General features: G+C 72.3%; 25 protein-coding genes. 12 read left to right on the top strand and 13 right to left on the bottom strand.

Annotation, left to right across the window (positions count from 1 at the left end):
- Window positions 1-46: 46 nt before the first annotated feature.
- The gene (locus RH861_RS03760) at window positions 47-1,396 is read left to right on the top strand and encodes an ATP-binding protein (RefSeq protein ID WP_310519815.1); all 1,350 of its coding nucleotides are present in this window, start codon (window positions 47-49) and stop codon (window positions 1,394-1,396) included.
- Window positions 1,397-1,408: 12 nt separating this feature from the next.
- Here the strand turns inward: RH861_RS03760 and RH861_RS03755 are convergent, their stop codons facing one another.
- The 4 genes from RH861_RS03755 to RH861_RS03740 form a co-directional block, all read right to left on the bottom strand.
- Window positions 1,409-1,927, bottom strand: coding sequence for a DUF421 domain-containing protein (locus RH861_RS03755; protein ID WP_310519814.1), 519 nt, complete (start codon window positions 1,925-1,927; stop codon window positions 1,409-1,411).
- 159 nt (window positions 1,928-2,086) lie between these two features.
- A complete protein-coding gene (gene aceB / locus RH861_RS03750; RefSeq protein ID WP_310519813.1) occupies window positions 2,087-3,754 on the bottom strand; it encodes a malate synthase A in 1,668 nt (555 codons plus the stop codon).
- Between the two features lie 35 nt (window positions 3,755-3,789).
- A complete protein-coding gene (aceA, locus tag RH861_RS03745) occupies window positions 3,790-5,112 on the bottom strand; it encodes an isocitrate lyase (protein WP_310519812.1) in 1,323 nt (440 codons plus the stop codon).
- A gap of 288 nt (window positions 5,113-5,400) precedes the next feature.
- The gene (locus RH861_RS03740) at window positions 5,401-6,108 is read right to left on the bottom strand and encodes a putative endonuclease domain-containing protein (RefSeq protein WP_310519811.1); all 708 of its coding nucleotides are present in this window, start codon (window positions 6,106-6,108) and stop codon (window positions 5,401-5,403) included.
- 680 nt (window positions 6,109-6,788) lie between these two features.
- Between RH861_RS03740 and RH861_RS03735 the strand changes: the two genes are divergently transcribed.
- Genes RH861_RS03735 through RH861_RS03715 form a run of 5 tightly spaced genes read left to right on the top strand, consistent with a single transcriptional unit; the run spans window position 6,789 to window position 12,732 of the window.
- Window positions 6,789-7,970, top strand: a complete 1,182-nt coding sequence (locus tag RH861_RS03735; RefSeq protein ID WP_310519810.1) for an ABC transporter ATP-binding protein — start codon at window positions 6,789-6,791, stop codon at window positions 7,968-7,970.
- 41 nt (window positions 7,971-8,011) lie between these two features.
- Window positions 8,012-9,196, top strand: coding sequence for a polyamine ABC transporter substrate-binding protein (locus RH861_RS03730; RefSeq protein ID WP_310519809.1), 1,185 nt, complete (start codon window positions 8,012-8,014; stop codon window positions 9,194-9,196).
- A 14-nt stretch (window positions 9,197-9,210) separates the two neighbouring features.
- The gene (locus tag RH861_RS03725) at window positions 9,211-10,176 is read left to right on the top strand and encodes an ABC transporter permease (RefSeq protein ID WP_310519808.1); all 966 of its coding nucleotides are present in this window, start codon (window positions 9,211-9,213) and stop codon (window positions 10,174-10,176) included.
- Window positions 10,173-11,015: an ABC transporter permease gene (locus tag RH861_RS03720; protein WP_310519807.1), complete on the top strand. Its 843-nt coding sequence runs from the start codon at window positions 10,173-10,175 to the stop codon at window positions 11,013-11,015. The genes RH861_RS03725 and RH861_RS03720 overlap by 4 nt, the downstream gene beginning before the upstream one ends.
- A 58-nt stretch (window positions 11,016-11,073) precedes the next feature.
- The gene (locus tag RH861_RS03715) at window positions 11,074-12,732 is read left to right on the top strand and encodes an amidohydrolase (protein WP_310519806.1); all 1,659 of its coding nucleotides are present in this window, start codon (window positions 11,074-11,076) and stop codon (window positions 12,730-12,732) included.
- A gap of 91 nt (window positions 12,733-12,823) precedes the next feature.
- Here RH861_RS03715 and RH861_RS03710 read toward each other — a convergent pair whose 3' ends face one another.
- From RH861_RS03710 to RH861_RS03700, 3 genes are read right to left on the bottom strand one after another with little or no spacing between them, the layout of a single operon-like run.
- Complete coding sequence (locus RH861_RS03710; RefSeq protein ID WP_310519805.1) at window positions 12,824-13,414, bottom strand: DUF3618 domain-containing protein; 591 nt, start codon at window positions 13,412-13,414, stop codon at window positions 12,824-12,826.
- Complete coding sequence (locus RH861_RS03705) at window positions 13,411-13,896, bottom strand: phage holin family protein (RefSeq protein ID WP_310519804.1); 486 nt, start codon at window positions 13,894-13,896, stop codon at window positions 13,411-13,413. The genes RH861_RS03710 and RH861_RS03705 overlap by 4 nt, the downstream gene beginning before the upstream one ends.
- Window positions 13,896-14,612, bottom strand: coding sequence for a hypothetical protein (locus RH861_RS03700; RefSeq protein ID WP_310519803.1), 717 nt, complete (start codon window positions 14,610-14,612; stop codon window positions 13,896-13,898). Before RH861_RS03700 ends, RH861_RS03705 begins: the two co-directional genes overlap by 1 nt.
- A gap of 306 nt (window positions 14,613-14,918) precedes the next feature.
- On the opposite strand from RH861_RS03700, the gene RH861_RS03695 reads away from it, so the two are divergent.
- Window positions 14,919-15,878: a TIGR03557 family F420-dependent LLM class oxidoreductase gene (locus RH861_RS03695; protein ID WP_310519802.1), complete on the top strand. Its 960-nt coding sequence runs from the start codon at window positions 14,919-14,921 to the stop codon at window positions 15,876-15,878.
- A gap of 58 nt (window positions 15,879-15,936) precedes the next feature.
- Here RH861_RS03695 and RH861_RS03690 read toward each other — a convergent pair whose 3' ends face one another.
- Window positions 15,937-16,407, bottom strand: coding sequence for a hypothetical protein (locus tag RH861_RS03690; protein WP_310519801.1), 471 nt, complete (start codon window positions 16,405-16,407; stop codon window positions 15,937-15,939).
- A 226-nt stretch (window positions 16,408-16,633) separates the two neighbouring features.
- On the opposite strand from RH861_RS03690, the gene RH861_RS03685 reads away from it, so the two are divergent.
- Window positions 16,634-18,151: a helix-turn-helix domain-containing protein gene (locus RH861_RS03685; RefSeq protein ID WP_310519800.1), complete on the top strand. Its 1,518-nt coding sequence runs from the start codon at window positions 16,634-16,636 to the stop codon at window positions 18,149-18,151.
- Window positions 18,152-18,247: 96 nt separating this feature from the next.
- Here RH861_RS03685 and RH861_RS03680 read toward each other — a convergent pair whose 3' ends face one another.
- Window positions 18,248-18,799, bottom strand: a complete 552-nt coding sequence (locus RH861_RS03680; RefSeq protein WP_310519799.1) for a helix-turn-helix transcriptional regulator — start codon at window positions 18,797-18,799, stop codon at window positions 18,248-18,250.
- Window positions 18,800-18,870: 71 nt separating this feature from the next.
- On the opposite strand from RH861_RS03680, the gene RH861_RS03675 reads away from it, so the two are divergent.
- Window positions 18,871-19,956 carry a serine hydrolase domain-containing protein gene (locus RH861_RS03675; RefSeq protein ID WP_310519798.1) on the top strand — a complete coding sequence of 362 codons (1,086 nt, stop codon included), beginning with the start codon at window positions 18,871-18,873 and terminating at the stop codon, window positions 19,954-19,956.
- Window positions 19,957-20,005: 49 nt separating this feature from the next.
- Here RH861_RS03675 and RH861_RS03670 read toward each other — a convergent pair whose 3' ends face one another.
- Window positions 20,006-20,812, bottom strand: a complete 807-nt coding sequence (locus tag RH861_RS03670; RefSeq protein ID WP_310519797.1) for a glycoside hydrolase family 16 protein — start codon at window positions 20,810-20,812, stop codon at window positions 20,006-20,008.
- A gap of 118 nt (window positions 20,813-20,930) precedes the next feature.
- Between RH861_RS03670 and RH861_RS03665 the strand changes: the two genes are divergently transcribed.
- From RH861_RS03665 to RH861_RS03655, 3 genes are all read left to right on the top strand, one after another.
- Complete coding sequence (locus RH861_RS03665) at window positions 20,931-22,379, top strand: NAD(P)/FAD-dependent oxidoreductase (protein ID WP_310519796.1); 1,449 nt, start codon at window positions 20,931-20,933, stop codon at window positions 22,377-22,379.
- Complete coding sequence (locus RH861_RS03660; RefSeq protein ID WP_310519795.1) at window positions 22,376-22,765, top strand: cupin domain-containing protein; 390 nt, start codon at window positions 22,376-22,378, stop codon at window positions 22,763-22,765. The genes RH861_RS03665 and RH861_RS03660 overlap by 4 nt, the downstream gene beginning before the upstream one ends.
- A gap of 96 nt (window positions 22,766-22,861) precedes the next feature.
- A complete protein-coding gene (locus RH861_RS03655) occupies window positions 22,862-23,416 on the top strand; it encodes an MOSC domain-containing protein (RefSeq protein ID WP_310519794.1) in 555 nt (184 codons plus the stop codon).
- A 16-nt stretch (window positions 23,417-23,432) separates the two neighbouring features.
- Here the strand turns inward: RH861_RS03655 and RH861_RS03650 are convergent, their stop codons facing one another.
- The 3 genes from RH861_RS03650 to RH861_RS03640 all read right to left on the bottom strand — a co-directional run bounded on the left by RH861_RS03650 (window position 23,433) and on the right by RH861_RS03640 (window position 26,391).
- Window positions 23,433-24,161, bottom strand: a complete 729-nt coding sequence (locus RH861_RS03650) for a winged helix-turn-helix transcriptional regulator (protein ID WP_310519793.1) — start codon at window positions 24,159-24,161, stop codon at window positions 23,433-23,435.
- Window positions 24,162-24,168: 7 nt separating this feature from the next.
- Entirely contained in the window at window positions 24,169-24,624 is a 456-nt protein-coding gene (locus tag RH861_RS03645; RefSeq protein WP_310519792.1) for a VOC family protein, read from the bottom strand.
- A gap of 90 nt (window positions 24,625-24,714) precedes the next feature.
- Entirely contained in the window at window positions 24,715-26,391 is a 1,677-nt protein-coding gene (locus RH861_RS03640; protein ID WP_310519791.1) for a PucR family transcriptional regulator, read from the bottom strand.
- Between the last annotated feature and the right edge of the window lie 50 nt (window positions 26,392-26,441).

Genomic DNA, 26,441 nt, shown 5'->3' with positions numbered 1-26,441 from the left:
GTCATCCGGCGGTCGACGGGGCACCGCCCGAGCGGAGGGGGTTCGGATGTCGGAAGTGCTGGCGGCGTCGGTCGATGGTCGGTCGTTCACGACGAGCGCGGGTGAGGGCGCGCCCACGGGCACGCTCGTCCGGCTCGAGACGACGGATGGCGCGTGGCTCGGCCTCGTCGAGGCGGCGTCGCCCGACGGCGCCGAGGTGGGACGCGTGCTCGGCGTGCTCGGCGACGACGGCGAGCTCGACCAGCGGTCGGATGCGCCGTTCCGCAACGCGCACGTGAAGCCCGCGGATGCGGCATCCGTCGACGCCCTGCACCGCGCCTCGCACGCGGCGCTCGAGATCGGCTCGATGCTGGCCTCGCCGGGGCCGGCGAAGCTCATCGGCACGCGCTTCAACCGGCACACGTTCTGGTGCGGGCAGTCCGGCTCGGGCAAGACCTACGCGCTCGGCGTGGTGCTCGAGCAGCTGCTCGCCCACACGGCCCTGCCGATCGTCGTGTTCGACCCGAACTCCGACTTCGTGCGGCTCGGCGAGCTGCGCGAGGGCGTGAGCGGGCCGGATGCCGCGGCGCTCGCCTCGCGCAACGTGCGCGTGCTGCGCCCCAACGGGCCCGACCCGCTCCTCGTGCACTTCCGCTCGCTGCCGATCGAGGCGAAGGCCGCGATCCTGCGGCTCGACCCCGTGGCGGACGCGCGCGAGTTCAACACGCTGCTGCACTCCGACGAGGTGGCGACCGCGCTCGACAAGGACGCGCTGCTCGGCGAGCTGCGCGCCTCCGACGACCCGGGCCGGCAGGCGCTCGCGACGCGCATCGAGAACCTCGGCATGCTCGACTGGGAGGTGTGGGCGGGGCCGCGCACGCCCGTGAACGAGATCGTCGCCGAGCGGCCGGATGCCACGGTGCTCGACCTCGGCGGCTTCTCGACGCCCGACCAGCACCTGTCGGTCGCGATCTCGGTGCTCGACGACCTGTGGGCGCGGCGCGCGGAGCGCCGCCCCGTGCTGCTCGTGATCGACGAGGCGCACAACCTCTGCTCACCCGACCTCGTGACGCCGCTCGCCGTCGCGGTGCGCGAGCGGATCATCCAGATCGCGGCGGAGGGCCGCAAGTACGGGCTGTGGCTGCTGCTGTCGACGCAGCGCCCGTCGAAGATCCACCCGGGGATCATCTCGCAGTGCGACAACCTCGCCGTGATGAAGATGAGCTCGCCCGGCGACCTCGCCCAGCTCGGGTCGTACTTCGGCGTCGCACCGGCCGGGCTGCTGGCGATGTCCCCGTGGTTCCGCCAGGGCGAGGCGCTGTTCGCCGGCGGGTTCGTCCCCGCGCCCACGCTCGTGAAGATGGGTTCGCGCCTCACCCCCGAGGGGGGAAGCGACGTCGGCGTCCCGCTGCGGTGACGTCGACCCCGCTCACGCGGAGGATTCCGGCCGCAGGCTGCCGAGCGCCGACGCATCGCCGAGCTTCGATCGGCTGATCACGCTGAGCGTCCCGTTGGTCTCGAGCACCACCGCGGCGATCTCGTCCAATCCGCCCGATCCCGACCCACGGACCGCCTGCAGGATCTCCGACTCCGCCAGTCGGTTGCGCTCGAGCGCGCGACGATCGAGCTCGCCGTCCCACACCACGAGCGTCGGCGAGGCGGTCACCGTCTCCCTGAGCCGCTCGGATCGAGATGAGGCGAACGCCACGACGAGCTGGAGCAGGGCGAGCAGCGCGAGGGCGGCGGCCCCCTCGATGAACGACACGTCCGACGACAGCAGGATCGTCGCCAATGTCGACCCGAGCGCGACGGTGACGATGAAATCGAACGCGTTGAGCTGGCCGAGCGTCCGCTTCCCCGATATCCGCAGCACGATCACGAGCGTCACGTACGCCGCCGCTCCCACCAGCAGCACCCGGGCGACATCTCCCCACGAGTCGAACCACATGTCCTGCTCCCTCCGTCACGGCGTGCGAGCACGCTACGCCCGTGGGCGAGGCGCGGCCATCGGGTGGTGGTCCCCCGTCCGGGCGCCTATGCTCCGCCCCGGCGCAGCGAAGCGGATGCCGCGGGGGCAGGGCCCCGCGGCATCCGCTCGTCTCGACCGTCAGAAGAACCGGGCGTACGCCCCGACCGTCAGGAACGTCGGGAACTCCGGCTCGAGCGCGACCGACCGGAACACCGAGATCGCGTCGTCGAACCGGTCGCCCTCGAAGCGGGGCAGGTCGGCCACGGCCTTCGCCATGATCCGCACGATCGACGTCTGGTCGATGCGCGTGCCCTCGGCGGTGACCGTGTTGTCGTGCAGCCACTGCCACACCTGCGAACGCGAGATCTCCGCGGTCGCGGCGTCCTCCATCAGGTTGTCGATCGCCGCGGCGCCGGTCCCTCGGAGCCACGACTCGATGTACCGGATGGTGATCGAGATGTTGTCGTACACACCCGCCTCGGTGACCTCGCCGCCGCCCGACGGGATGTCGAGCAGCTGCGCCGCCGTCACCTCGACGTCGTCGCGGAGGCGGTCGACCTGGTTCGGCCGCTCCCCCAGCACCGCGTCGAACTCGGCGCGAGCCGTGGGGATGAGGTCGGGGTGCGCGACCCACGTGCCGTCGAAGCCGTCGGTCGCCTCGCGGCGCTTGTCGGCCGACACCGCGGCGAGCGCGCGCTCGGTGACCTCGGGGTCGCGGCGGTTCGGGATGAACGCGCTCATGCCGCCGATCGCGTGCGCGCCCCGCTTGTGGCAGGTCTGCACGAGCAGTTCGGTGTACGCCCGCATGAACGGCACCGTCATGGTGATCGACTTGCGATCGGGCATCACCCAGCGGCGACCGCGCGAGCGGAACGTCTTCACGATCGAGAAGATGTAGTCCCAGCGGCCGGCGTTGAGGCCCGCGCAGTGGTCTCGCAGCTCGTAGAGGATCTCGTCCATCTGGAACGCGGCCTGGATCGTCTCGATGAGCACGGTCGCGCGGACGGTGCCCTGCGGGATGCCGAGCTCGTCCTGCGCGAAGACGAAGATGTCGTTCCAGAGCTTCGCCTCGCGGTGCGACTCGAGCTTCGGCAGGTAGAAGTACGGGCCGCGACCCTGCTCGATGAGCTTCCGGGCGTTGTGGAAGAAGTACAGCCCGAAGTCGACGAGCGAGCCCGACGCGTGCATCGCCCGGCCGGCGCGGTCGTGGAACCGCAGGTGCTTCTCGACGAGGTGCCAGCCGCGCGGACGGAACACGATGGTCGGCGTCTCGGTCGCCGTGATCCGGTACTCCTTGCCCTCCGGGCTCGTGTACTCGAGGTCGCCGCGCAGGAAGTCGAACAGGCTGAGCTGGCCCTCGATGACGTTCGCCCAGGTCGGGCTCGTGGCATCCTCGTGGTCGGCGAGCCACACCTTGGCGCCGGAGTTCAGCGCGTTGATCGCCATCTTGCGGTCGGTGGGGCCGGTGATCTCGACGCGACGGTCCTCGAGGCCGGGGCCGGCACCCGCGACGCGCCAGGAGGCGTCGTCGCGGATCCACTCGGTCTCGGGGAGGAACTTCGGGTCGCGGCCGTTGGCGGCGTCGACCCGGGTCTGGAGGCGCTCGGCGAGCAGCTCGTGCCGCGTGCCGGCGAACCGGTCGTGCAGCCGGGCGAGGAACTGCAGCGCCTCGGGCGTGAGGATCTCGTCGTACCGCTCGCCGAACGGCGCGGTCACCTCGAGGTGCGGCTGCACCGTCTGGAAGGCGGGCGCCGTGCGCGCCGGCTTCGGCTCATGCGTGGTCGGTCGATCGATGGTGATGGTCATGGTCTCGTCTCCTTCGCGGGCGGGACGCCCGTCGATCAGTGCTGGAACTGCTCTTCCTCGGTCGATCCGACGAGGGCGAGGGTCGCGCTGTTGGGGTTCAGCGCCGTGGCGATCTGGTCGAAGTAGCCGGTGCCGACCTCGCGCTGGTGGCGCGTGGCGGTGTAGCCGTCGGCCTCGGAGGCGAACTCGGCCTCCTGCAGCTCGACGTACGCGGACATGTGGCGCTCGTTGTAGTCCTTGGCGAGCGTGAACATGCCGTGGTTCAGGGAGTGGAAGCCCGCCAGGGTGATGAACTGGAACGCGTACCCCATGGCGGCGAGCTCGCGCTGGAACTTCGCGATCTGGTCGTCGTCGAGGTGGCGCTTCCAGTTGAACGACGGCGAGCAGTTGTAGCTCAGGCGCTTGCCGGGGAACTTCGCGTGCACCGCCTCGGCGAAGCGGCGCGCGAGCTCGAGGTCGGGCTCGGCCGACTCGACCCACAGCAGGTCGGCGTACTCGGCGTACGCGAGGCCGCGGGCGATGACCGGCTCGATGCCGTTCTGCACCTGGTAGAAGCCCTCGGCGGTGCGCTCGCCGGTGACGAACGGCTGGTCGCGCTCGTCGTGGTCGCTCGTGAGCAGGGTCGCGGCGAGCGCGTCGGTGCGGGCGATGATGATGCTCGGCACGCCCGCGACATCCGCCGCCATGCGGGCCGCGTTGATGGTGCGGATGTGCTGGCCGGTCGGAATGAGCACCTTGCCGCCCATGTGGCCGCACTTCTTCTCGCTCGCGAGCTGGTCCTCCCAGTGCACGCCCGCCGCGCCCGCCTCGATCATCTGGTGCATGAGCTCGTAGGCGTTCAGCGGTCCGCCGAAGCCGGCCTCGGCGTCGGCGACGATCGGAGCCATCCAGTCGCGGTCGTCGGTGCCCTGCTCGACCTGGCCGGCGCGGAGCAGCGCGTTGTTGATGCGGCGCACGACCGCCGGGACCGAGTTCGCCGGGTAGAGCGACTGGTCGGGGTAGGTCTGGCCGGAGAGGTTCGCGTCGGCGGCGACCTGCCAGCCGGAGAGGTAGATGGCCTTCAATCCCGCGCGGACCTGCTGCACGGCCTGGTTGCCGGTGAGGGCGCCGAGCGCCGCCGACCACTCGGGGTTTTCCATCGGCTCGAATGCGGTGCCGGTGTTCTTCCGGATGTTCTCCCACAGCTTCTCGGCACCGCGACGGGCGAGCGTGCGCTCCTCGCGGACCGGGCCGCGGAGGGCGATGACGTCCTCGGCGGTGTAGTCGCGCTTGACGCCCTCCCAGCGGGGGTCGGCGTCCCACTCGAGCTGCAGCTCGGCGGCGGTCTGCGTCTGGTCTCCGGGGCGGTGCGTGCTCATCGTGGTGCTCCTTCGGTGCAGCGGTGCGGATGTCTCGGTGTGTCCGTCCGGCGTCTCCTCCGACGTCGTCCGGGGGTCTGTGGCATCCACTCTGCGGGCGCCGCACCCACCCCGACCGCCGATCCGGGGGGTGAACTTTCCGCGTTCTTCCGCGCCGCGGAACAACCTCGCGCTGCGCGCCCTTCCCCTCCCGCCGAAGGGTCGCAACACGCCGCGCCCCGCTTTGTCCGCCCGGCGTGCTGCGTCCCCTCGGCGGTCGGTGCACGGGCGTGGCGGGCCGGGCATGCCTCACCGCCGGTAACGAAGTGCTGCGGCCACCCGCCTGACGATCTCGTCGTCGCGCATCTTCCTCGAGAGGCGGATGACGAGCCAGCCCGAGAGGGCCAAGTCGTTGTACCGCTCGAGGTCATGAGCCCACTGGACCGGATCGGTCAGGTGGTGCTCGCCTTCGTACTCCACGACCACCGACTCGCGCCGGAACACGAGATCGCCTCTGGTCCTCCCGCCGTGATGCAAGGTGATCTCGCCGTTCGGCTCCGGCTCGGAGCAGGGTAGGCCGGATCGCATGATGAGCAGACGAGTGCGAGTCTCCCGGGGAGAGAAGACGTCGGGGCGGATCAGCGCTGCCGCCTCGCGAAGCTGCCGGACGCCGCGACGTGCGGCCCAGTCCTCGACGACGGCATCGATGTCGGCTGCCTCGGCGAGCGGCACCGGGAGCCCGAGCAGGCGGTCCCCGGCGGCGACCAGGTCGTCCAGCGACATCATCCCGGCGAGACTCGCCCAGGTCGAGGCGGCTCCCAGCACTCGCAGCCCATGCAACATCGTCGTGTCGACGGGCCGGCTCGTGCGAGAGCCCGTGACCAGCCGTCCGCGCGGCGCGCGGCGGCCCGCGAGGTCGATCACGTGCAGCGACGGATCGTCGCGCAGGCGGATCGGGATCGGTAGTGCCCAGAGGAGCGCCGCCGTCGGTCCGGTGAAGGCCTGCGTCCGCGGCATCCTCGACGCATATGCGCGGCACCGGTCGATGAGGGTCGGATGCGGCGCAGCCGGCATCCTGACGCCGTGGAAGGGCGCCGCCAGGTCCGCGCGGCGAAGTCGCTGGCGGGCGACTCCGCTGCGGACCGCGTCCGCGGTGCTGAACGGAAGGCCGCGGAACGCGGGCGGAAGCGGGGTCGGCTGCATTCCCACAGGCTGCTCCGGCGGGAGCGGCGCGTCGCGGCATCCGGTCGGTCACTCGGTCGGATGGCGGCCGGCGGCGACTGTGGAGGAGTGGCCGACCCGCGCCGTCCTCCGAGGAGACGCAACACGCCGCATGTGATCGCGCGCCGGCGGCGTGTTGCGTCCCCTCGGCGAGATGGTCGACGGGGCTGGTGGACCCCGGTCTGGGCTGGGCGACGTCGAGGGGACGCGAAACGCTGTGCGACCGCGGGCGCGCGCGGCGTGTTGCGTCCCCTGGGGTGGGTGAACACACGGGAATGCGTCCCACGCGCAGGCGGGGGTGGGCGCCGCGCGTTTCGGGCGCGTGAACGCGCCCCGGACGGAGTGTCGCGCGGCCGCGCGCGGGGCGATGGATCGTCCGGTTGTCCACGCGCCCATTGCACAACTGTGCAACAAGGGGGTTGAATGGCGGCACGCGACGAGGCGAGCAGACGAGGCTGACCGGGAGGTGCCCACAGGTGACAGCGGCGACCGAGGCGACGACGACCTCCGCATCAGGCGAGCGCGACGCGCGGGCGGGCTCCGTCGAGCTCGACCGGGTGACCAAGCGGTACGGCGACGCGACGGCCGTCGACGGCGTCTCCCTCTCGGTCGAGCCGGGCGAGTTCATCTCGCTGCTCGGCCCGTCGGGCTGCGGCAAGACCACCACGCTGCGCATGATCGCCGGGTTCGAGCAGCCCGACGACGGCGACATCCGCATCTCCGGACGATCCGTCCTGGGCGCTGCCCCGTACCGCCGCGACGTCAACACGGTGTTCCAGGCGTACGCGCTCTTCCCCCACATGTCGGTCGCCGAGAACGTGGCGTACGGCCTCCAGCAGCGCCGCACGCCGAAGTCGGAGGTGCGCGAGCGGGTCTCCGAGGCGCTCGAGCTCGTGCAGATGCGCCGCTTCGCCGATCGCAGGCCGACGCAGCTCTCCGGCGGGCAGCAGCAGCGCGTCGCACTCGCCCGCGCGCTCGTCAACCGCCCGGCGGTGCTCCTCCTCGACGAGCCGCTCGGCGCGCTCGACCGGCAGCTGCGCGAGGAGATGCAGCTCGAGCTGAAGCTGCTCCAGTCGCGGCTCGGCATCACGTTCGTCTTCGTCACCCACGACCAGGGCGAGGCGCTGTCGATGAGCGACCGCATCGCCATCATGCGCGAGGGCCGCATCGAGCAGCTCGCCGACGCCGACACGATCTACGCCCGGCCCGCTTCCGCGTACGTGGCGGCGTTCGTCGGCCAGCAGAACTTCTTCCGCGGCGTCGCGGCCGAGGGCGGCACGGCGGTCGAGTCCGCGCACGGGCTCATCCGCGGCATCCGCTCGGCGGCGGCAGCCGGCCTCGTCGACGGCGCCGCCGCGCAGGCGGCCGTGCGCCCCGAGTTCGTGTCGATCGAAGCGGATGCCGCGGGCGGCGCGCCCTCCGCCCCGAACTCCGTGCACGGCACCCTGCTCGGCGTCTCGCACCTCGGCGAGACGATGCAGTACCTCGTGCGCCTCGGCGACGACCAGAGCCTCATCGTGCGACGGCCGACGCCGGACGCGCCCGACCTGGCCGTCGACGCCCGCGTCCGCTGCTCGTGGAACCCCGACCACGTGCAGGTGTTCCCCGCCGACGACGCCGCCGTGGCGGGCGGGTACGTCGCGCCGCCCACCCACTGACCCCGCACCGATCCCGACCGGCACCATCACAGGAGGTCCCCATGAGCGAGTCCCGACCCCCCGTCCGCATCCTCGCGTCGACGGCCGCCGTCAAGGCGATCAGCGCCGAGCTCAGCCGTCGCCGCTTCCTGAGCTTCGCGGCCGCCGCGGGCGCCACCGGCCTGCTGGCGGCGTGCTCGCCGGGCGGGCAGAGCTCGAACGCGCCGCAGGCGACCGGCGGCGAACTCGAGAACAGCCTGTCGATCTACACGTGGGGCGACTACGACGCCCCGGAGGTGCTCGAGGCGTTCACGGCCGAGCTCGGTCCGACCATCCAGCTGGACTCGTTCGGCTCGAACGAGGAGCTCATCTCGAAGCTCGTGGCGGCGAAGGGCACGTCCGGGTACGACATCGTCGTGCCGACCGGCATCTTCATCCCGCAGATGATCGAGAACGGCCTGCTCACCAAGCTGAACCGCGACCTGATCCCGAACATCGAGTACGTCGACGACGCGTACCTGGGCCGGGCGTGGGATCCCGAGAACGAGTACTCGATCTGCAAGGCCTGGGGCACGACAGGCTACGTGTACGACAAGACCGTCATCACGCGCGAGCTGGCGACGTGGGCGGACTTCCTCGACGCGGCGCAGAACGAGGCGAGCGGGCGCACGAGCGTGCTCGACGACCCGGGCGACCTGACAGGCATGTACTTCTGGGCGAACGGCATCGACTGGAACACCACGGACCAGGCCGAACTCGCCGCCGCGGAGGAGTTCATCGTGAACACGCTCGCGCCGAACATCTCGGCGTTCGACTCCTACCCCGGAGGCGCGGCGATCCCGCAGGCGACGCACGCGCTCATGCAGGCGTGGAACGGCGACGCCCGCATCGGCATCCTCGAGAGCCCGGACCCCGACCGCTGGCAGTGGGTGCTGCCCGGCCCGGAGACGGAGATCTGGATGGACAACTGGGCGATCGCCGCCGGGGCTCCCAACCCGGAGGCCGCGCACGCCTTCATCGACTACGTGCTGACGCCCGAGAACTCGCTGCTCGAGCTCGACTACATCGGGTACCACACGGGCGGCAAGGACATCGAGCAGGCGGCGGAGGAGGCCGGGATCGAGATGCTCGACCTCGTGTTCTTCAGCGACGAGCAGCTCGCGACCATGCGCGAGGGCGAGATCAACGAGGCGCAGCAGACGCGGGTCGACATCTGGAACAAGGCGAAGGCCGCAGCGGGGGCGTAGTGCGAGGCATCCGCTTGCCGCGCTTCGCCCTCGCGCTTCCCGCGTGGGCGTGGCTCGTGGTCTTCTTCGTCGCGCCCGTCGCGATGGTCGTCTACTTCAGCTTCGGGTACAAGCCGGGCATCTTCGGCACGCACGCGACCGACGTGCTGTCGTTCGACCGCTACGGCGAGGCGCTGTCGCCGACGTTCTTCCAGACGTTCACGAACACCCTGTGGGTGGGACTCGCGGGCACCGCGCTGTGCCTGCTGATCGGGCTGCCGGCGGCGTACTGGATGGCGGTCAAGGTGCCGCCGTCGCGCCGCGGGCTGCTGCTCGCGCTCGTCATGGTGCCGTTCTGGACGAACTTCCTGGTGCGGACGATCGGCTGGCAGGTCATCCTCGCTCCGGAGGGCTGGCTGTCGTCGCTGTTGCAGGGCATCGGGCTGACGGATGGTCCGCTCGACATCCTGTACACCCGCACGGCGGTGCTCATCGGCGTGGTCTACAACTACCTGCCGCTCATGATCCTGCCGTTGTTCGTCGCGTTCGACCGCGTCGGCGGACCGCTGCGCGAGGCGTCGAAGGATCTCGGCGCGGGCCGCTGGCGCACCTTCACCCGGGTGACGCTGCCGCTGGCCCGGCCGGGGGTCATCGCCGGAGTGCTGCTCGTCTTCATCCCGCTGATGGGCGACTACATCACGGCCACCGTGCTCGGCGGTGCGCGCGGCAACATGGTCGGCCAGCTCGTGGCGAGCCAGTTCCAGACGGCGCAGAACTGGGCGCTCGGCTCGGCGATGGCGGTGATGCTGATCCTCGTCATCATGGCGACGGTCGCGGTGGGCGGCCTGATCGTGTGGCTCGCGACGATGCCGTTCCGGCTGCGCAATCGGCTGGTGCTGGGCGACGAGCCGGCGGCGGCGCCCGCGGGTCGCTCCGGCGACGACGGGTCCGCTGCCGGCGAGGCCGAACCCGTCCGCACCGAACAGGGGGTGTCCGCGTGAAGCAGCGGTCGTGGTCGGATGTCGCGCTCAACGTGTGGGGCGTGGCCGTGCTGGTGTTCCTCTTCCTGCCGATCCTCGTCATCATCGTCTCGTCGTTCAACACGGGGCGCCTCCTCGTCGCGTGGGACGCGTTCGGGTTCGACGCGTTCGGGGCGCTCGTGACCAAGCCGGCCATCCAGGACGCGGTGATGGTGTCGATCCAGACCGGACTCATCGCGGCCCTGCTGGCCACGCTGCTCGGCACCCTCGCGGGCATCGCCATGGCGCGGCATCCGGGGCGGTGGGCGTTCTGGTTCATCGGCCTGCTGCTGCTCGTGTCGGTCACGCCCGAGATCGTCGACGCCGTCGCGCTGCTGCCGTGGCTGGTGTTCCTCGGGCAGGACCTCGGCATCGGTCTGTTCAACGACGGCATCGTCCGCCTGGTCATCGGCCACTCGCTCTTCTCGGTGGCGGTCGTGTCGTACATCGTGCGGGCGCGGCTCATCGGCCTCGAGGGGCAGCTCGAGGAGGCCTCCGCGGACCTCTACGCACGGCCGCTCACCACGTTCCGGCGCGTGACGCTGCCGCTCGCGATGCCGGCCGTGCTCGCAGGGTTCCTGCTGTCGTTCACGCTCAGCCTCGACAACACCGTCATCGCCGCGTTCGTGCAGGTGTCGGGAACGACGCCGTGGCCGGTGTACGTGCTGAGCGCGCTGCGCTCGGGTCTCCGGCCCGAGATCGCCGCGGTGTCCACGATCATGCTGCTGCTCACGCTCGTGGCCCTCGCGCTCGTGGCCGTCGTGCTGCGGCGGGCGGGCGACTCGGCGACGCAGATCGCCCGCACGATGACGGGCAACTGAGCGGATGCCGCGCCCCGCGGCATCCGTCGCGCACCACCGACCGAAGGAGCACCGCGCCATGACCGACGCCGACCTCGTCTTCACCGGCGGCCCCGTCTTCACCGCGAACACCGTGCGGTCGCGCGCGAGCGCGGTCGCCGTCCGCGGCGGCCGGATCGTCGCGGTGGGCTCGGAGCACGACGTGCGCGACCTCGTCGGCGCGTCCACCGAGGTCGTCGACCTGCGCGGGCGGCTGCTCGTGCCGGGCTTCCAGGACGCGCACGTGCACCCCGTGTGGGGCGGCCTCGACCTCATGCGCTGCGACCTGTCGGAGCTGTCGACCGAGGGCGAGTACCTCGACCGCATCGCCGCGTACGCGGCCGACCACGCCGACGACGAGTGGGTGCTGGGCGGCGGATGGTCGATGTCGGCGTTCCCGGGCGGCACGCCGACCGCGGCGGCCCTCGACCGGGTCGTGCCCGACCGTCCGGCGTTCCTGCCGAACCGCGACGGGCACGGCGCGTGGGTGAACTCGGCCGCGCTGCGGCTCGCGGGCATCGACCGCGACACCCCGGACCCGGCCGACGGCCGGATCGAGCGCGACGCCGACGGCACCCCGACGGGCACCCTGCACGAGGGCGCGATGTCGCTCGTGAACCGGCTGCTCCCCGAGACGAGCCTCGAGACGCTCACCGAGGCGCTCCTCCTCGGCCAGCGGTACCTGCACTCGTTCGGCGTGACCGGGTGGCAGGACGCGATCGTCGGAAGCTACGGCGATGCCGGCGACCCGGGCCCGGCGTACGTCGCGGCCGCGGCATCCGGTCGCCTCACCGCCCGGGTGGTCGGTGCGATCTGGTGGGACCGCACGCGCGGCCTCGAGCAGGTCCCCGAGCTCTTCGAGAAGCGCGAACGCTACCGCGGGGGCCGCTTCGCGGCCACGAGCATCAAGATCATGCAGGACGGCGTGGCCGAGAACTTCACCGCGTCGATGCTCGAACCGTACTGCGACGGGCACGGGCACTTCACCGACAACTCCGGCATCTCGTTCGTCGATCCGGCGGTGCTGAACCCCGCCGCCGCCGAGCTCGACGGGCTCGGCTTCCAGCTGCACTTCCACGCGATCGGCGACCGGGCGGTGCGCGAGTGCCTCGACGCGGTCGAGCACGCGATCGCCGTGAACGGCCGCAACGACCACCGACACCACATCGCGCACATCCAGGTCGTGCACCCGGAGGACGTGCCACGGTTCCGCGAACTCGGGGTGGCGGCGAACATGCAGTCGCTGTGGGCGGCGCTCGAGCCGCAGATGGTGGACCTCACGCTGCCGTTCCTCGGCGAGCCGCGGAGCGCCTGGCAGTACCCGTTCGGCGACCTCCTCCGCGCGGGGGCGGTGCTCGCGGCCGGCAGCGACTGGTCGGTGTCGACGCCGGACCCGCTCGCGGCGATCCACACCGCCGTGAACCGGACGGCGGCCCCGGCCTACGCGGAGGGCGAGTACGAGGCGTTCCTGCCCGAGCAGGCGATCGACCTCGCGACCTCCCTCACCGCCTACACGGCCGGGTCGGCGTGGGTGAACCACCTCGACCACGTGACCGGCACGATCGAGACCGGCAAGTTCGCCGACCTCGTCGTGCTCGACCGCGACCCCTTCGCGGGCCCCGCCGACGAGATCGGCGAGACGCGCGTGCTCCAGACGTTCGTCGAGGGCGAGCGGGTGCACGCGGCATCCGACGCCTGATCCGAGCGGATGCCGCGGCCTCGCCGCCCGGCGGACACTGCGAGACCCGCCGGCCCGAGGTCCGGGCCGGCGGGTCGTCGTCGTTCGCGAATCAGTACGTGCTGGTCGTCGAGGTCGCGCCCGACGAGGAGCCCTGCTGCGCGGCGCCCTTCACGTCGTCCGCGGCGGACTTGCCCTCGTCCTTGACGTGCTCGGCGGCTTCGCCCGCGCGGTCCTTGACGGACTGCACGGCCTCCTGCGCGTCGGACTTGAGGTGCTCCGCGGCATCCTGAGCCACGCCCTTCACCTCGTCCACGAGCGGTGCCGCCGCGTCCTTCGCCTTCTGCGCCACCTGCCGCTCCTGGCGCGAGGCCGGGATCAGCGACGAGACGAGCCAGGCGGCGCCGAAGACGATGAGGCCCGCCGCGACCGGGTTGCCCCGCGTCGCCGAGGCGAGGCGCTGCGGCGCCTCGCCGACGGTCTCGCCGGCGGAGTGCATCGCACCCTGCGTGGAGTCGGCGGCGTCGTGAGCGCTGCCCATCACGCGGTCCTTGGCACGCCGGAACGCGCCCTTCACCTTCTCGGTCTGGCGGTGCACCGCCTTGCCGGGGTTCACCTTGTCGGCGAGGGCGTCGACGTCCTGGCCGAGCTCTGCCCTGGTCCGCTCGATGTCGGAACGGATGGCGTTCGGATCGGTAGTCATCGGTTCTCCTCATTCCTCTTGATCGCGTCCGGGATCCGCTTCAGGCTGTCCGCGGTGCGCGGCATGCCCTGGACCCGCTCGAACTCCTTCTTGCCGGTGAAATAGAGCACGGCCGCGACGATGCCCCAGATGACCGCGACGATGACGGCGGACCAGCCGAGGCTGTCGATCAGGTCCCCGAGTCCCCACCACAGCGCGATCGACAGGAACAGCAGCACGAACCAGCCGGCGACGCCGGCCCCGCCGTACATGCCCGCTCCCTTGCCCGCGCGCTTCGCGGACTGGGTCGCCTCGGCCTTGGCGAGCTCCACTTCCTGACGCATGAGCGTCGAGAAGTCACGGCTCACCTCGGCGACGAGGTCGCCGAGCGACGTGTTCGCCGCCTGCTGCTCGGACGGCGTCGGGGTGTCGGACGCCGTGGCGCCTGCCACGTGCGCGCCGCCGGTCCGGGGATCGACGCCTCCGGTGTATGCGCCGCTCATCACGGGGCTCCGGTCACGTCGCCCCGGCGCGTCTCGTCACCGGGGAGCGGCTCGACGTACGGGTCGGTGCCCGTGACGCCGGTCGTCGGTTCGGCGCCCCACGTCGTCTGCGGGTCGGCCACGTGCTGGCCGCCACCCGTCGCGCCGGCGCCCGTTCCGTAGGTCCCAGTGGTGCCGGTGTACGCGGGCGTGGTCGCCGGGTACGCGGCGGTGTAGCCGTCGCCCGTGGCCAGCTGCTGGGATCCCCCGGCCGAGCTCGACGAGTCGCCCGACGACGCGATCGAACGCGTCAGCCGACCGATGACGACGCCGGCTCCTGCGGCGATCGCGAGGAAGACGCCCGGCCGGCGACGGGCGAAGCCCTTGACCTCCTCGAGGAGGTCCTGCGGCTCGCGCTGGTCGAGCCAGGACGCGATGGAGTCGGCTCGCGAGCCGACCTGCTCGACGAGGTCCCGTGCGACGCCGGACTCGGAGTTCGCGGCCATGTCGGAGAACTGCGTCCCGACCTGGCGGATGCCCCCGGCAGCGCGGTGCTGCTGGGTCGAGGCCTGCGAGCGGACCTCGTCGCCGACCCGGCTCGCGAGGTTCCTGACCTGATACTTCGCCTCGGACGCGACGCCGCGCGCCTCCTGCTTGGCGGTGTCGGCGACCCGGTGGCCGGCCGCACCTGCTTCCTGCTTGAGATCCGGGTTCCCGGTCCCTGCGGTGTTCACCATGTTCGCCCCTTTCCTCTCCGAGGGCGGCGATCGGCCGCGCCTCGATGGCGGATGTGCAGAGGCCACGCTAGGAGCGGTGAATTCGGCCCAGAAGGGACTTGCGGTGCGAGAAGCGGGCGCGTATAACCCTGCGCGCGAGACCCGTTCCGGGGAGCCGTCGGCACTCGCTACACGGCGTTCGTCCGGGACGCAACCGCTATCCGCAGGGGCGGCGTCTCGGTAGCGTCGCCGCACACGCGCTCGCATCCGCCCGGCCTCGTGCCGGGCCGACACCGGTCTCGGCCGCGGCGCGGGAAGGGGGATCTCATGGCCGTGCAGTTCGGCTACAAGCTCGCCGCGGAGGCGTTCGGCCCGAAGGAGCTGGTCCGCCAGGCTCGGCTCGCCGAGGAGGCGGGATTCGACTTCGTCGAGATCAGCGACCACTACCACCCGTGGCTCGACGTGCAGGGGCATTCGCCCTTCGCCTGGTCGGTGCTCGGCGCGATCGCGGCATCCACCGAGCGCATCGGGCTCGCGACCGGCGTGACCTGCCCCACCGTCCGCTACCACCCGGCGATCATCGCCCAGGCGGCGGCCACGCTCGCGCTGCTGAGCGACGGCCGGTTCACCCTGGGCCTCGGTTCGGGCGAGCGGCTCAACGAGCACGTCGTCGCGCACGGCTATCCGTCGGTGTCGGATCGGCAGGCGATGCTGCGCGAGGCGATCGAGATCATCCGGCTGCTGTGGTCGGGCGGCTACCAGTCGTTCGACGGCGAGTACCTGGCGCTCGAGGACGCTCGCGTCTTCGACCTGCCCGACGAACTGCCGCTCATCGCCGTCGCCGCGGGCGGTCCGCAGGCCGCGGAACTGGCCGCAGAGGCGGGCGACGCGATGTTCGGCACCGATCCCGATGCATCGCTCATCGAGGCGTACCGCGCGTCCGGCGGCACCGGGCCCCGGTACGGCGAGGTGGGCGTGGCGTGGGCCACCGACGCGGATGCCGCGGCGCAGGCCGCGCACGAGACCTCCCGCTGGTCGCTGCTCGGCTGGAAGGTCATGAGCGAGCTGCCGAACCCGGCGAACTTCGAGGCGGCCTCCGAGTTCATCCGCCTCGACGACGTGCGCGAGCAGGTGCCGTGCGGTCCCGACCTCGACGGGCATGTCGCGGCGGTGCGGTCGTACGAGGACGCCGGGTACGACCGCATCGCGATCATGAACCTGGGACCCGACCCCGACGGGTTCATCGAGTTCTTCGCGAACGAGCTGCGGCCCGCGCTCACCGGCTGAGCCGGAAGGGTGTGCCATGGCCGAGGAGCAGGCGCTCCTCGGCCCGGGCTGACCGGCCTCAGGAGCAGACGTCGCCGATCGCGTTGAAGTCGGCCATGAGCGTCTCGACCTGGTCCCCCATGGCACCGAAGTCGGCGTTCGCGGGATCGGCGACCATCTCGCCGATGAAGGCGACGTAGTCCGCCATCGAGGCGGCGGCCTGCTCGGCGACCGGCTGCACCTCGGCGTTGGTGACCTCCGAGACGGCGGCGGCGAACGTCGAGTTGGCCGCTTCGAGCTTGGTCACGGCGCCCTCCGGGTCGGCCATGCCCTCCGCGAACGCGTCCTCGCCGGACAGCGACGCGAACTCCGTCGAGCCTTCGGCGAGCTGCAGGCACGCCTCGGCGACGGTCTGCTCGCCGGTCGCCTCGGCTTCGGCGCTCGGCGTGGCCGGCTTCTGGGTCGCGGCGGGGCTCGCGGCAGTGCAGCCGGCGAGGAGCAGGGCGCCCGCGACGGCAGGGACGATGAGGATGGCGCGCGCGAGCGTCATGTCGGTTCCTTCGGGGGTTCGGGTCGAACTGCGGCGAGCGCCGCGCGGGCCAGTCAACCACACGCGCATCACGGATGGGTCTCGGCCACCGAACGCGGAACTTCGCGAATTCTTTCCCCATGAATCGACTGCCCGGCGCCCGCGACGCCGCTCCTGTGGCGGGGTAGCGCAGAAGATCGCGCAGAGTTCGGTTTGCAGGAGCCGCTTGCTCATGTGAGCATGAGGCATGGTCACCGCCGATCGCCTCCGCCCCGCCACCTCCGCGACGCCCGTCGCGGGCGTCGTCGGTGCGCCGCCCGAGCCGTCGCCCGACGAGGTCGACGCCCTGACGCTCGGCCGCCGCATCCGTGATCGCCGTCTCGCGGCCGGGATGACGCTCGGCGCACTCGCCGCCGCGATCGACCGCGCGCCGTCGCAGGTGAGCGCCATCGAGAACGGCAAGCGCGAGCCGCGGCTGTCGATGCTGCGCACGATCGCCCTCGCCCTCGGCACCACGGCCGACGAGCTGCTCCGACCCGACGCGCCCTCCGAGCGCGCCGCGCTCGAGATCGCCGTCGAGCGCGCCCAGCGGGGGCCGGTGTTCTCGGCGCTCGGCCTCGAGCCGTTCCGCGTCGCGAAGACGATGAGCGACCAGACCCTGCAGACGATCCTCGCCCTCCACAACGAGATCGACCGCCTGCACCGCGAGCGCGCGGCGACGCCCGAGGAGGCGCGCCGCGCGAACGCGCAGCTGCGCGCCGAGATGCGGGCCCGCGACAACTTCTACCCCGAACTCGAGGCGAAGGCCGCCGAGCTGCTCGAGGCCGTCGGCCACAGCGGCGGGCCCGTCTCCCACCAGCTCGTCGCCGACATGGCGAGCCACCTCGGGTACTCGCTGCATTACGTCGGCGACCTGCCGCACTCCACCAGGTCGCTGACCGACAAGCGCAACGGCCGCATCTACCTGCCCACCCAGCAGTCGCCGTCGCGCGACTCGCGCTCCCCCATCCTGCAGGCGCTCGCGTCGCACCTGCTCGGCCACGAGGAGCCCGGTAACTACGGCGACTTCCTGCGCCAGCGCATCGAGACGAACTACCTCACGGCCGCCATCCTGCTGCCCGAGCAGGCGGCCGTGCGCTACCTCACCGAGGCGAAGAACCTGCGCCGCATCTCGATGGAGGAGCTCCGCGATCACTTCGCGGTCTCGTACGAGACCGCCGCGCACCGGTTCACGAACCTCGCGACGGCCCGTCTCGACATCCCGGTGCACTTCATGAAGGTGCACGAGTCGGGCACGATCATCAAGGCGTACGAGAACGACGCCGTGCGGTTCCCGTCCGATGCGCTCGGCGCGGTCGAGGGCACGACGGTGTGCCGGCAGTGGACGGCGCGGACGGTGTTCGACGCCGAGGACCGCTTCACCCCGTACTCGCAGTACACCGACACGTCGACGGGCACGTTCTGGTGCACCTCGCGCATCGAGAAGGCCAAGGAGGGCGAGTACTCCGTCTCGGTGGGCGTGCCGTTCGAGCACGTGAAGTGGTTCCGCGGTCGCGAGACGCCCCGGCGTTCGGTGTCGCGCTGCCCTGACGAGTCGTGCTGCCGCCGGGCGCCGTCCGAGCTCTCCGAGAAGTGGGCGGATGCCTCGTGGCCGGCCGCGCGCACCCCGACCTCGCTGCTCGCGGCCCTGCCGACCGGCACCTTCCCCGGTGTGGACCAGACCGAGGTGTACCAGTTCCTCGAGGCGCACGCGCCCCGCGGCTGAGCCGCGCTGCTCCCGGCCCACTCCGCGTGCGTCGAGGGGACGCAACACGCCGCGTGCGCCAGGGGCCGCGCGGCGTGTTGCGTCCCCTCGACGCCGTCAGGCGTCTCGGGCCGCGAGCTCGCGGAACCAGGCCAGCCCCGCGCGGTGCGCCATGAGGCCGTAGTCGAGCGTCGCCCGCTGGTACTGGAACACCGCACGGTACTCCTCGGGGACGGCGCCCGCCTGTTCGTCGAGCGCGGCGGCGAAGTCCTCGAGGCGTCCGAGCTCGCGCTCGACCTCGGCGACGATGTGGTCGAGGATGTCGCGCCGCTCAGCGGGGTCCTCCACGAGTCCGAGGAGGAACAGGCGCGAGAGTGCGGCGACCTCGAGGTCGCCCCCGGCGAGCGGCGAGCGGATCCAGGCGTGGAAGGCCGCGGCGCCGGCGTCCGTCACCGCGTAGTTCTTCTTGTTGCGGCCGCCCTCGGTGCTCTCGTGCACGGTCACGTGACCGGCGGCGAGCAGTGACCGCAGGGCGGACTGCAGGCTGCCGAAGCTCGCGCGGTAGAAGAGCGAGGGCCCGCGCTCGAACTGCTTGTTCAGCGAGTACAGGGTCTGGGGCCCGAGCAGCATGAGCAGCCCGAGGATCACGTGGCCCATCGTCGTCGGCACCTTTCGCCATATTACTGATCGTGATATACCTAACCGTGATATCACGTTTCGAGACGAGAGGATTCTCGCAGATGACCGCCGCCGTCGACTTCGCCACGCGCCTCGATCGCCACCTCGCGCGGGTCGCCGCGCGGCGCGGGGCCCTCGCCCCGCCCCAGGTCGCCGTGCACGCCCCCGGGCTCGGCATCACGTACCGATCCGGCGAACTCGCCCTCCCGTTCCACGGCGCGAGCGTCGGCAAGCTGTTCACGGCGACGCTCACCATGCAGGCCGTCGAGGCGGGCGCCTTCACGACCGACACGCCCGTGAGCCGCCTCCTTCCGGGCGACGAGCTCGCCGGCCTGTTCGACGCCGACGGGTCGACGGATGCCGCGGGCGGCGCGACCGTCCACCAGCTCCTCGCGCACACGGCCGGGGTCGCCGACTACTTCGAGGGCCCCGTGACGAGCGGGCGGCGCATGGTCGAGCTGGTGCACGACGAGCCCGACCGGTTCTGGACCCCGCGCGACCTGCTCGACTTCAGCCGCGAACGCCAGCGCCCCGTCGGCCGGCCCGGCGAGCGCTTCCGGTACTCCGACACCGGCTACGTCCTCCTCGGCCGCCTGCTCGAGGAGTCGACCGCCTCCACCTTCCACGACCTGCTGCACGAGCGCATCTTCGAGCCCGTCGGCATGATCGACAGCTCGCTGTGGCTCCGCTCGCGGCCCGCCCGGGAGGGCGGCTCGGTCCGGACGCGCATCGCGCCGGTCCGGATCGGGCGACGCGCCGTGACGGAGGCCCGCAGCGTGAGCTGCGACTGGGCGGGCGGCGGCGTGGCGAGCACGCTCGACGACCTCGTCGCGTTCAGCGACGCGCTGCACCACGGGCGGCTGATCGGCGAGGCGCACCTCCGGTACCTGGCCGAGCCGCGGCATCGGTTCCGTCCCGGCATCCGCTACGGCGCCGGCATGATGCAGGTGCGCTTCGAGGGGTTCAGCCCGTTCCTGCGCGGCCTGCCACGGCCGGTCGGGCACATCGGCGTGCTCGCCACGCACGTGTTCCACGACCCGGTGCACGACGCCGAGATCGTCCTGAACTTCGGCGGCACGCGCGAGATGGTCCCGAGCTTCCGCACCCTCATCGAGATCGAGCGGGCCCTCCAGCGCGTCTCGCGATGACGGATGCCGCGGCCCACTCGAAGTCGGGCACGCCGCGCTCGCGGCCCCGTCAGCCGGCCCGGTACCCCCGCACCGCGTGCACGGCGAACGACTGCGGGTACGACGCCGTCGCGGGCGGCTCGGGCGGGAAGGCGAACACGTCGAGCATGAGCTGCATCGGGTACTGCGGCGACTGCGCGACGCGCTTGCGCACGAGTCCGTCGATCGAGAAGACGACCTCCTCCGGGCGCCAGTCCACCGTGTAGGTGTGCGGCTCGCGCACGTCGTCGTGGAACGCGACCTGCTCGAAGTCGTCGGTGATCGTCGGATCGTTGAAGGGGTGCATCCCCATACCGACGAGCGCGCTGCCGTCGTCGGCGATGTCGCGGCCGAAGACCTCGAACACGCAGATCTCGGCGGACTGCTCGGGCTCCTCCTCGAGCCCGATCAGCCACAGCGCGGCCATGGCGTGCTCGTCGATGCCGTCGATCGCCGCGACGATCTCGATGCGGCCGAAGTGCGGGGTGTACAGGCGCCGGTCGCCCTGCGCCTCGCGGACGACGAGACCCTCGCGGAAGGGGTGCTGCCCGATGGAGGACCCGACCGCGCCGGACCGCACGGCGGTCTGGAGGTTGGACACCTGGGTCGTGCCGTCGTACTCGGCGGACCACGCGGGCTGGTCGGCGTCGACCCGCAGCCGCAGGATGCCGTCGGCCACGTCGTAGCGCGCGCGGGTGCGTTCACGACTGGACCACTGCGGCAGGTAGTGCGGGATCCACTGCTCGAGGTCGAGCTCGGGGCCGGAGAGGTCGGCATCGAACTCGAGCATGTCGGGCGGGGGCGGCGGCACGGGCGGAGCGGGCGGCACTGCAGGCATGCGTTCGATACTCCCCCACTCCGCCGACACTCGCTGGAGTCATCCACAGGCCGCTATTGTCCACGCGTGCAATATGCGTCATGATGGAGCCATCCGCACCGACTTGGAGTGATCCCGCATGGGAACGACCGTCTACGAACGCCGCCGGCCCGCGGCATCCGTCATCGACCGCAGCCTCGCCGACAGCCGCCGCTCGGTCTTCTGGATCGACGACCTGCCCGACTCGGCGAAGCCCGAGCGACCCCGGCTCGAGGGTGCGCGCACGGCCGACCTCGCGATCGTCGGCGGCGGCTACACCGGCCTCTGGACGGCCGTGCTCGCCAAGCACGCGAATCCCGACCAGCGCGTCGTGCTCCTCGAGGGGCGGCGCATCGGCTGGGCGGCATCCGGTCGCAACGGCGGCTTCTGCGAGGCGAGCCTCACCCACGGCCGCGAGAACGGCCTCAGCCGCTGGCCCGACGAGATCGACGAGCTCGACCGCCAGGGACTCGCGAACCTCGACGCGATCGAGGCCGCCGAGGCCGAGTTCGGCATGGACTTCGAGTTCGAGCGCAACGGCTCGCTCGACGTCGCCGTCGAACCGCACCAGGTCGAGTGGCTGCACGAGGCCGCAGCGGATGCCGCGCACCGGGGCGACGACTCCGTCCGCCTGCTCGACGAGCACCAGGTTCGCGCCGAGGTGGACTCGCCCACGTACCTCGCGGGGGTGTGGAACACGCGCACGAGCGCCATCCTGCACCCGGCGAAGCTCGCCGCCGAACTCGCCCGCGTCGCCGAGGAGGCCGGCGTCGAGATCCTCGAGCGCTCCCCGGTGCGGCGCCTCGAGGGCTCAGGCTCGTCCGGGCCCGTCACGCTGCGCACCGAGCACGGCCGCGTCGACGCCGCGCGCGTGGTCCTCGCGACCAACGTGTTCCCGTCGCTGCTCAAGCGCAACCGGCTCATGACCGTGCCCGTCTACGACTACGTGCTCATGACCGAACCGCTGTCCGCCGAGCAGCAGCGGTCGATCGGCTGGGCGAACCGGCAGGGCATCGGCGACCTGGCCAACCAGTTCCACTACTCGCGGATGTCGCGCGACGGCCGCATCCTGTACGGCGGCTACGACGCGATCTACCACGCCGGAGGCCGCATCCGCGAGCGCTACGAGGACCGCCCCGAGAGCTACGCGAAGCTCGCGAGCCACTTCTTCACGACCTACCCGCAGCTCGAGGGGCTGCGGTTCACGCACCGGTGGGCGGGCGCGATCGACACGTCGACGCAGTTCACCGCGTTCACGGGGCTCGCGCGCAGCGGCCGGGTGGCGTACGCGTCCGGGTTCACCGGGCTCGGCGTCGCCTCGACGCGGTTCATGGCCCGGACCATGCTCGACCTCCTCGACGGACGCGACACCGAGCGCACGCGACTCGAGATGGTGCGCACGCGGCCGCTGCCGTTCCCGCCCGAGCCCGCGGCATCCGTCGGCATCAACCTGACCCGCTGGTCGCTCGACCGCGCCGACCACGACCTCGGCCGGCGCAACCTGCTGCTGAAGACCCTCGACGCGGTCGGCCTGGGGTTCGACTCGTGAGCGGCGCCGACGGCGGGCTCGCCCGCCTGGTCGCCGGCGCGGTGACGGATGCCGCGACCCTGCCGCTCGCGCACGAACCCGTGCCCGCCGACCAGGTGGTGGCCGGCGCGCCGACCACGGGGTACGCGCCGCTCGACGAGCCGTCGGCCGACGAGGCCGCCGGGGTCGGCGAGCTCGGCGTCTGGGAGATGACGCCCGGCGCGATGCGCGACACCGAGGTCGACGAGGTCTTCCTCGTGATCGGCGGGGCGGCGACCGTGGAGTTCGTCGATCCGGCGCTGCCGCCCGTCGAGCTGCGGCCCGGGTCGATCGTGCGGCTCGACGCGGGCATGCAGACGGTCTGGACGGTCACGGAGACGCTGCGGAAGCTCTTCATCGCGCGCTGAGCCCGCCGCGCCGGGGCGCGCTGCGCCGGAATGCCGGACATCCGCCTCCGCGCCGGCACCGCCGAGCGCGTCGGCCGTGCGGCGCATACTTGAGCGATGGACCCCGACTCGCGCGCGCCCGCCGTGGTCGCCGTCGCGCGCGACGACCGGCACCGGTTCTCCAAGCCGGTGCGCGACGAGATCGTGCTCGTCGCCGGTCACGGCATCGAGGGCGACGCGCACGCGGGCCCGACGGTGACACGCCGCTCCCGGTTCCGCGGCACCTGGACCGAGCCGAACCGCCGGCAGGTGCACCTCATCCAGGCCGAGCTCTTCGACGAGCTGGCCGTCGAGGGCCACGAGATCGCGCCGGGCGAACTCGGCGAGAACGTGACGACGACGGACCTCGACCTGCTCGCGCTGCCCCTCGGCACCCGCCTGCGGCTCGGGGCGTCGGCCGAGGTCGAGGTCACCGGGCTCCGCACGCCGTGCGTGCAGATCGACCGCTTCCAGCCGGGGCTCATGCGGCGGATGGTCCGCCGGGAGCGCGGCGCGACCCGGCTGCGCGCCGGCATCATGGCCGTCGTCGTCGAGGGCGGCGTCGTCCGTGCCGGCGACCCGATCGCGGTCGAACTCCCGGCCGAGCCGCACGAGCCGCTCCCCCGGCTCTGACCGGGCTGCGCGGCGATCAGGCGACGGATGCCGCGGCGTCCGCGGCATCCGCGGGTCCGACCGGCTCGACCGGTTCGATGCGGAACGTCGCGCGGAAGCGCTCGACCGACTCGAGGTCGCCGGCGAGGATGCGGACCTCGCTCGCGGGCAGCCGTCCGGCGAGCAGCTCGCCGAACTCGGCGGGTTCGAGCGCGGCCTCGAGGCTCGCCTCGAACGAGGGCTCGGCGCCCGGCCGCTGCGGTTGCGGCACAGCCCCCGGCCCGATCGGCGCGACGTCGAGGGTGCCGCCGACGACCGCCGCCGCGACCGAGGCGTCGCCGACGTGGAGCACGTACTCGGTCGGCGGCGCTCCCGCCGCGGCATCCGCTCGGAAGGCCGCCCGCAACGCGGTCGCGAGCGCCTCGCGCGTGAGCTGCTCGCCCTCGGCGGGTTCGCCGAGCAGCGACCAGCCCCACCGCTCGAGGGCGGCGACCACGGGCGCGAGCTCGCGCCCGAGCGGGGTGAGCTCGTACCCGCCGCGCACCATCGGCACGCGGCGGATGACGCCGGCCTCCTGCAGCTCCTTCAGCCGGTCGGCCAGGATGTTCGTCGGGATCCGCGCCAGTCCGGCCTTCAGGTCGCCGTACCGGCGCGGGCCGACGAGCAGGTCGCGGACGATGAGGAGCGCCCACCGTTCCCCGACCCGCTCGAGGGCCCGCGGCACGCCGCCGTACTGGCCGAAGCCGCGGGGTGCGCGTGTGGCCACCGGCCGCTCAGGCCGAGCCCGTCGGCGCGGCGCCCTGCTCGGCCAGGTACGCCTCGGGCCCCATCTCGGCGGCGGCCGGCTCCATGTAGAGGTAGCCGAGGATGTTGCCGTCCGGGTCCTCGAGGTCGCGCGAGTACATGAACCCGTAGTCCTGCGCCGGGCGCGGCTCGGTGCCGCCGGCGGCGAGCGCCTTGGCCAGCATCTCGTCGACGGCCTCGCGCGACTGGCAGGTGAGCGAGACGGCCATCTGCGCGTGGGTCTTCGGGTCGATGATCTGCTTGTCGGTGAACGTGCCGAGGAACTCGCGCGTGAGCACCATGAAGTACAGGTTGTCGTCGAGCACGACGCACGCGGCGTTCTCATCGGTGAAGTTCGGGTTGATGCGGTACCCCAGCGCCTCGTAGAACGCCTTGGAGCGGTCGAGGTCGGTCGTGGGGAAGTTCACGAAGATGCTGGCGGTCATGGTGTCCTCCGGTCGTGCGGATAGGTGGGTGACCCGGGTTCTGACCACAGCTTGCTCTTCGCAAGTGCACTTGTCAAGAGCAAGTAACGATCACCGCATGGCGCCGCCCCGCCGCACGAGCAGCGCGAGGTGCAGCGCCGTCAGCGTCTCGCCGTCGTCGAGGTCGGCACCCAGCAGGTCGCCGATGAGCGCGAGCCGCTGGTAGAACACCGACCGCGAGAGGTGGCTCGCCTGCGCCGCCGCCGTGCGGTTGCCGGGATGCGCGAGCATCGCGCCCAGCACGTCGAGCAGGTCGCCGCCCCGGGCGAGGTCATACTCGACGATCGGCGCGAGCATGCGTTCACCGAGCTCCTGCAGCCGGTGGTCGTCGCGGAGCGAGGTCACGAGTCGCACGAGCGGGCGGTCCTCCGCGCGGCGCACCACGAGCCCGCGCGCGGGCCTCGGCGGCGGCGTCGCGGCGAGGTCGAGCGCCTCCTGCACCGAGACCAGCAGCCCGTCGAGGTCGTCGGCCCGGGAGCCGATCGCGAGCGAGGTAGGGACCCCGTCCGCCGGCGACCCGGCGTCCAGGGCGAGCCCGAGCGCCCTGGCCGCCGCGTCGTAGAACGGCGTCCCGGCCGGCAGCGACAGCAGCACCACGCGAACGGATGCCGCTGCGCCTCCACCCGGCGCCCGGCCCTCGATCGCCCGCCCGCCGAGCGTCCGCGCTGCGGCATCCGCGTCGCCGTCACCGCCGCGACCGGCGAGGACGAGCCCGTACAGGTCGGACCCGGTGACCGGCAGGCCGGCCGCCTCGAGCCGTGCGGTCGCCCCGCCCGGTGCGGCGAAGCGCCCGGAGAGCAGGTGCTCGACGAGACGGCGGCGGCCGACGCGACCCCACGTGTCGTCGTCGCCGTCCGCGAGCCGGCCGAGGGCGAGCGCGATGGCGCCCTGCTCGAGGACGCTCGTGCGGCCGGCCGGGTGCGCCGGTCCGGGCAGCGCGACCAGGTGCCCCCAACGGATGCCGCGCGCCTCGACCGGCACGATGAGCCAGGGGTCCGGCCCGCCCGCCGGCGCCCCCGCGCGACGGTGGGCGTCGCGCGAACGCAGCTGCCACCCGCCGAGCAGCGCCTCCTCGGCGTCGGGCGGCACGTCGGCCGCCACCACCTCGTGTGCGAGGTTCTCGAGCACCACCGGCGCGTCGAGGGTCTGGGCGAGCTGCTGCACGACGTAGTCCGCGGGGGCGCCGCGGAGGGCCAGGGCCGTGAACCGCTCGCGGACCTCGTCGCGGGCATGCAGTGCAGTCGTCTGCTCGGAGATGATGCGGCGGTGCACCGCCTCGGTGAGGGCGACGAACTTCACCTCGCGGTGCAGGGCGACGAGCGCGAGCCCGTGGTCGGCCGCCGCCTGCACGACGACGGCCGGCACGTACCGGTAGTGCACGCCGAGCTCGAGGACGAGCCCGGCGATGCCGACGTCGACGAGCTCGGCGACGAAGGCGCGGAGCTCACCCGGTTCGGCGGGCCAGCCCGATCCCGTGGAGAGGAGCAGCTCGCCGCCGACGAGCAGCCGGGCCACGCCCGCGCTGTCGGAGACGTGCACCCAGCGGACCCGCGCGTCGAGGGCGGCGTCGCCGACGAGCACCTCGGGCACCCCGTCCGCGACCGCCGGAAGCGCGAGGATCTCGGCGACCGTCGGGAGCGCGTCGTCGACGGCGAACCCGGGAGCGGCGCGCTCGGACCGTTCCGGACGATCCGTTCGACCAAGCGGATCTTCGCGACGCTCTGGCACCGTCCACCTCGGTTCTTGGCTGTCAGACTGGGACCACATCAGCGTACCGA

The sequence above is a fragment of the Agromyces indicus genome (genome assembly GCF_031432295.1).
Taxonomy (GTDB): Bacteria; Actinomycetota; Actinomycetes; order Actinomycetales; family Microbacteriaceae; genus Agromyces; species Agromyces indicus.
Note: the sequence above shows the minus strand (reverse complement) of the source record. Positions and strands in the feature narration are given on the sequence as shown.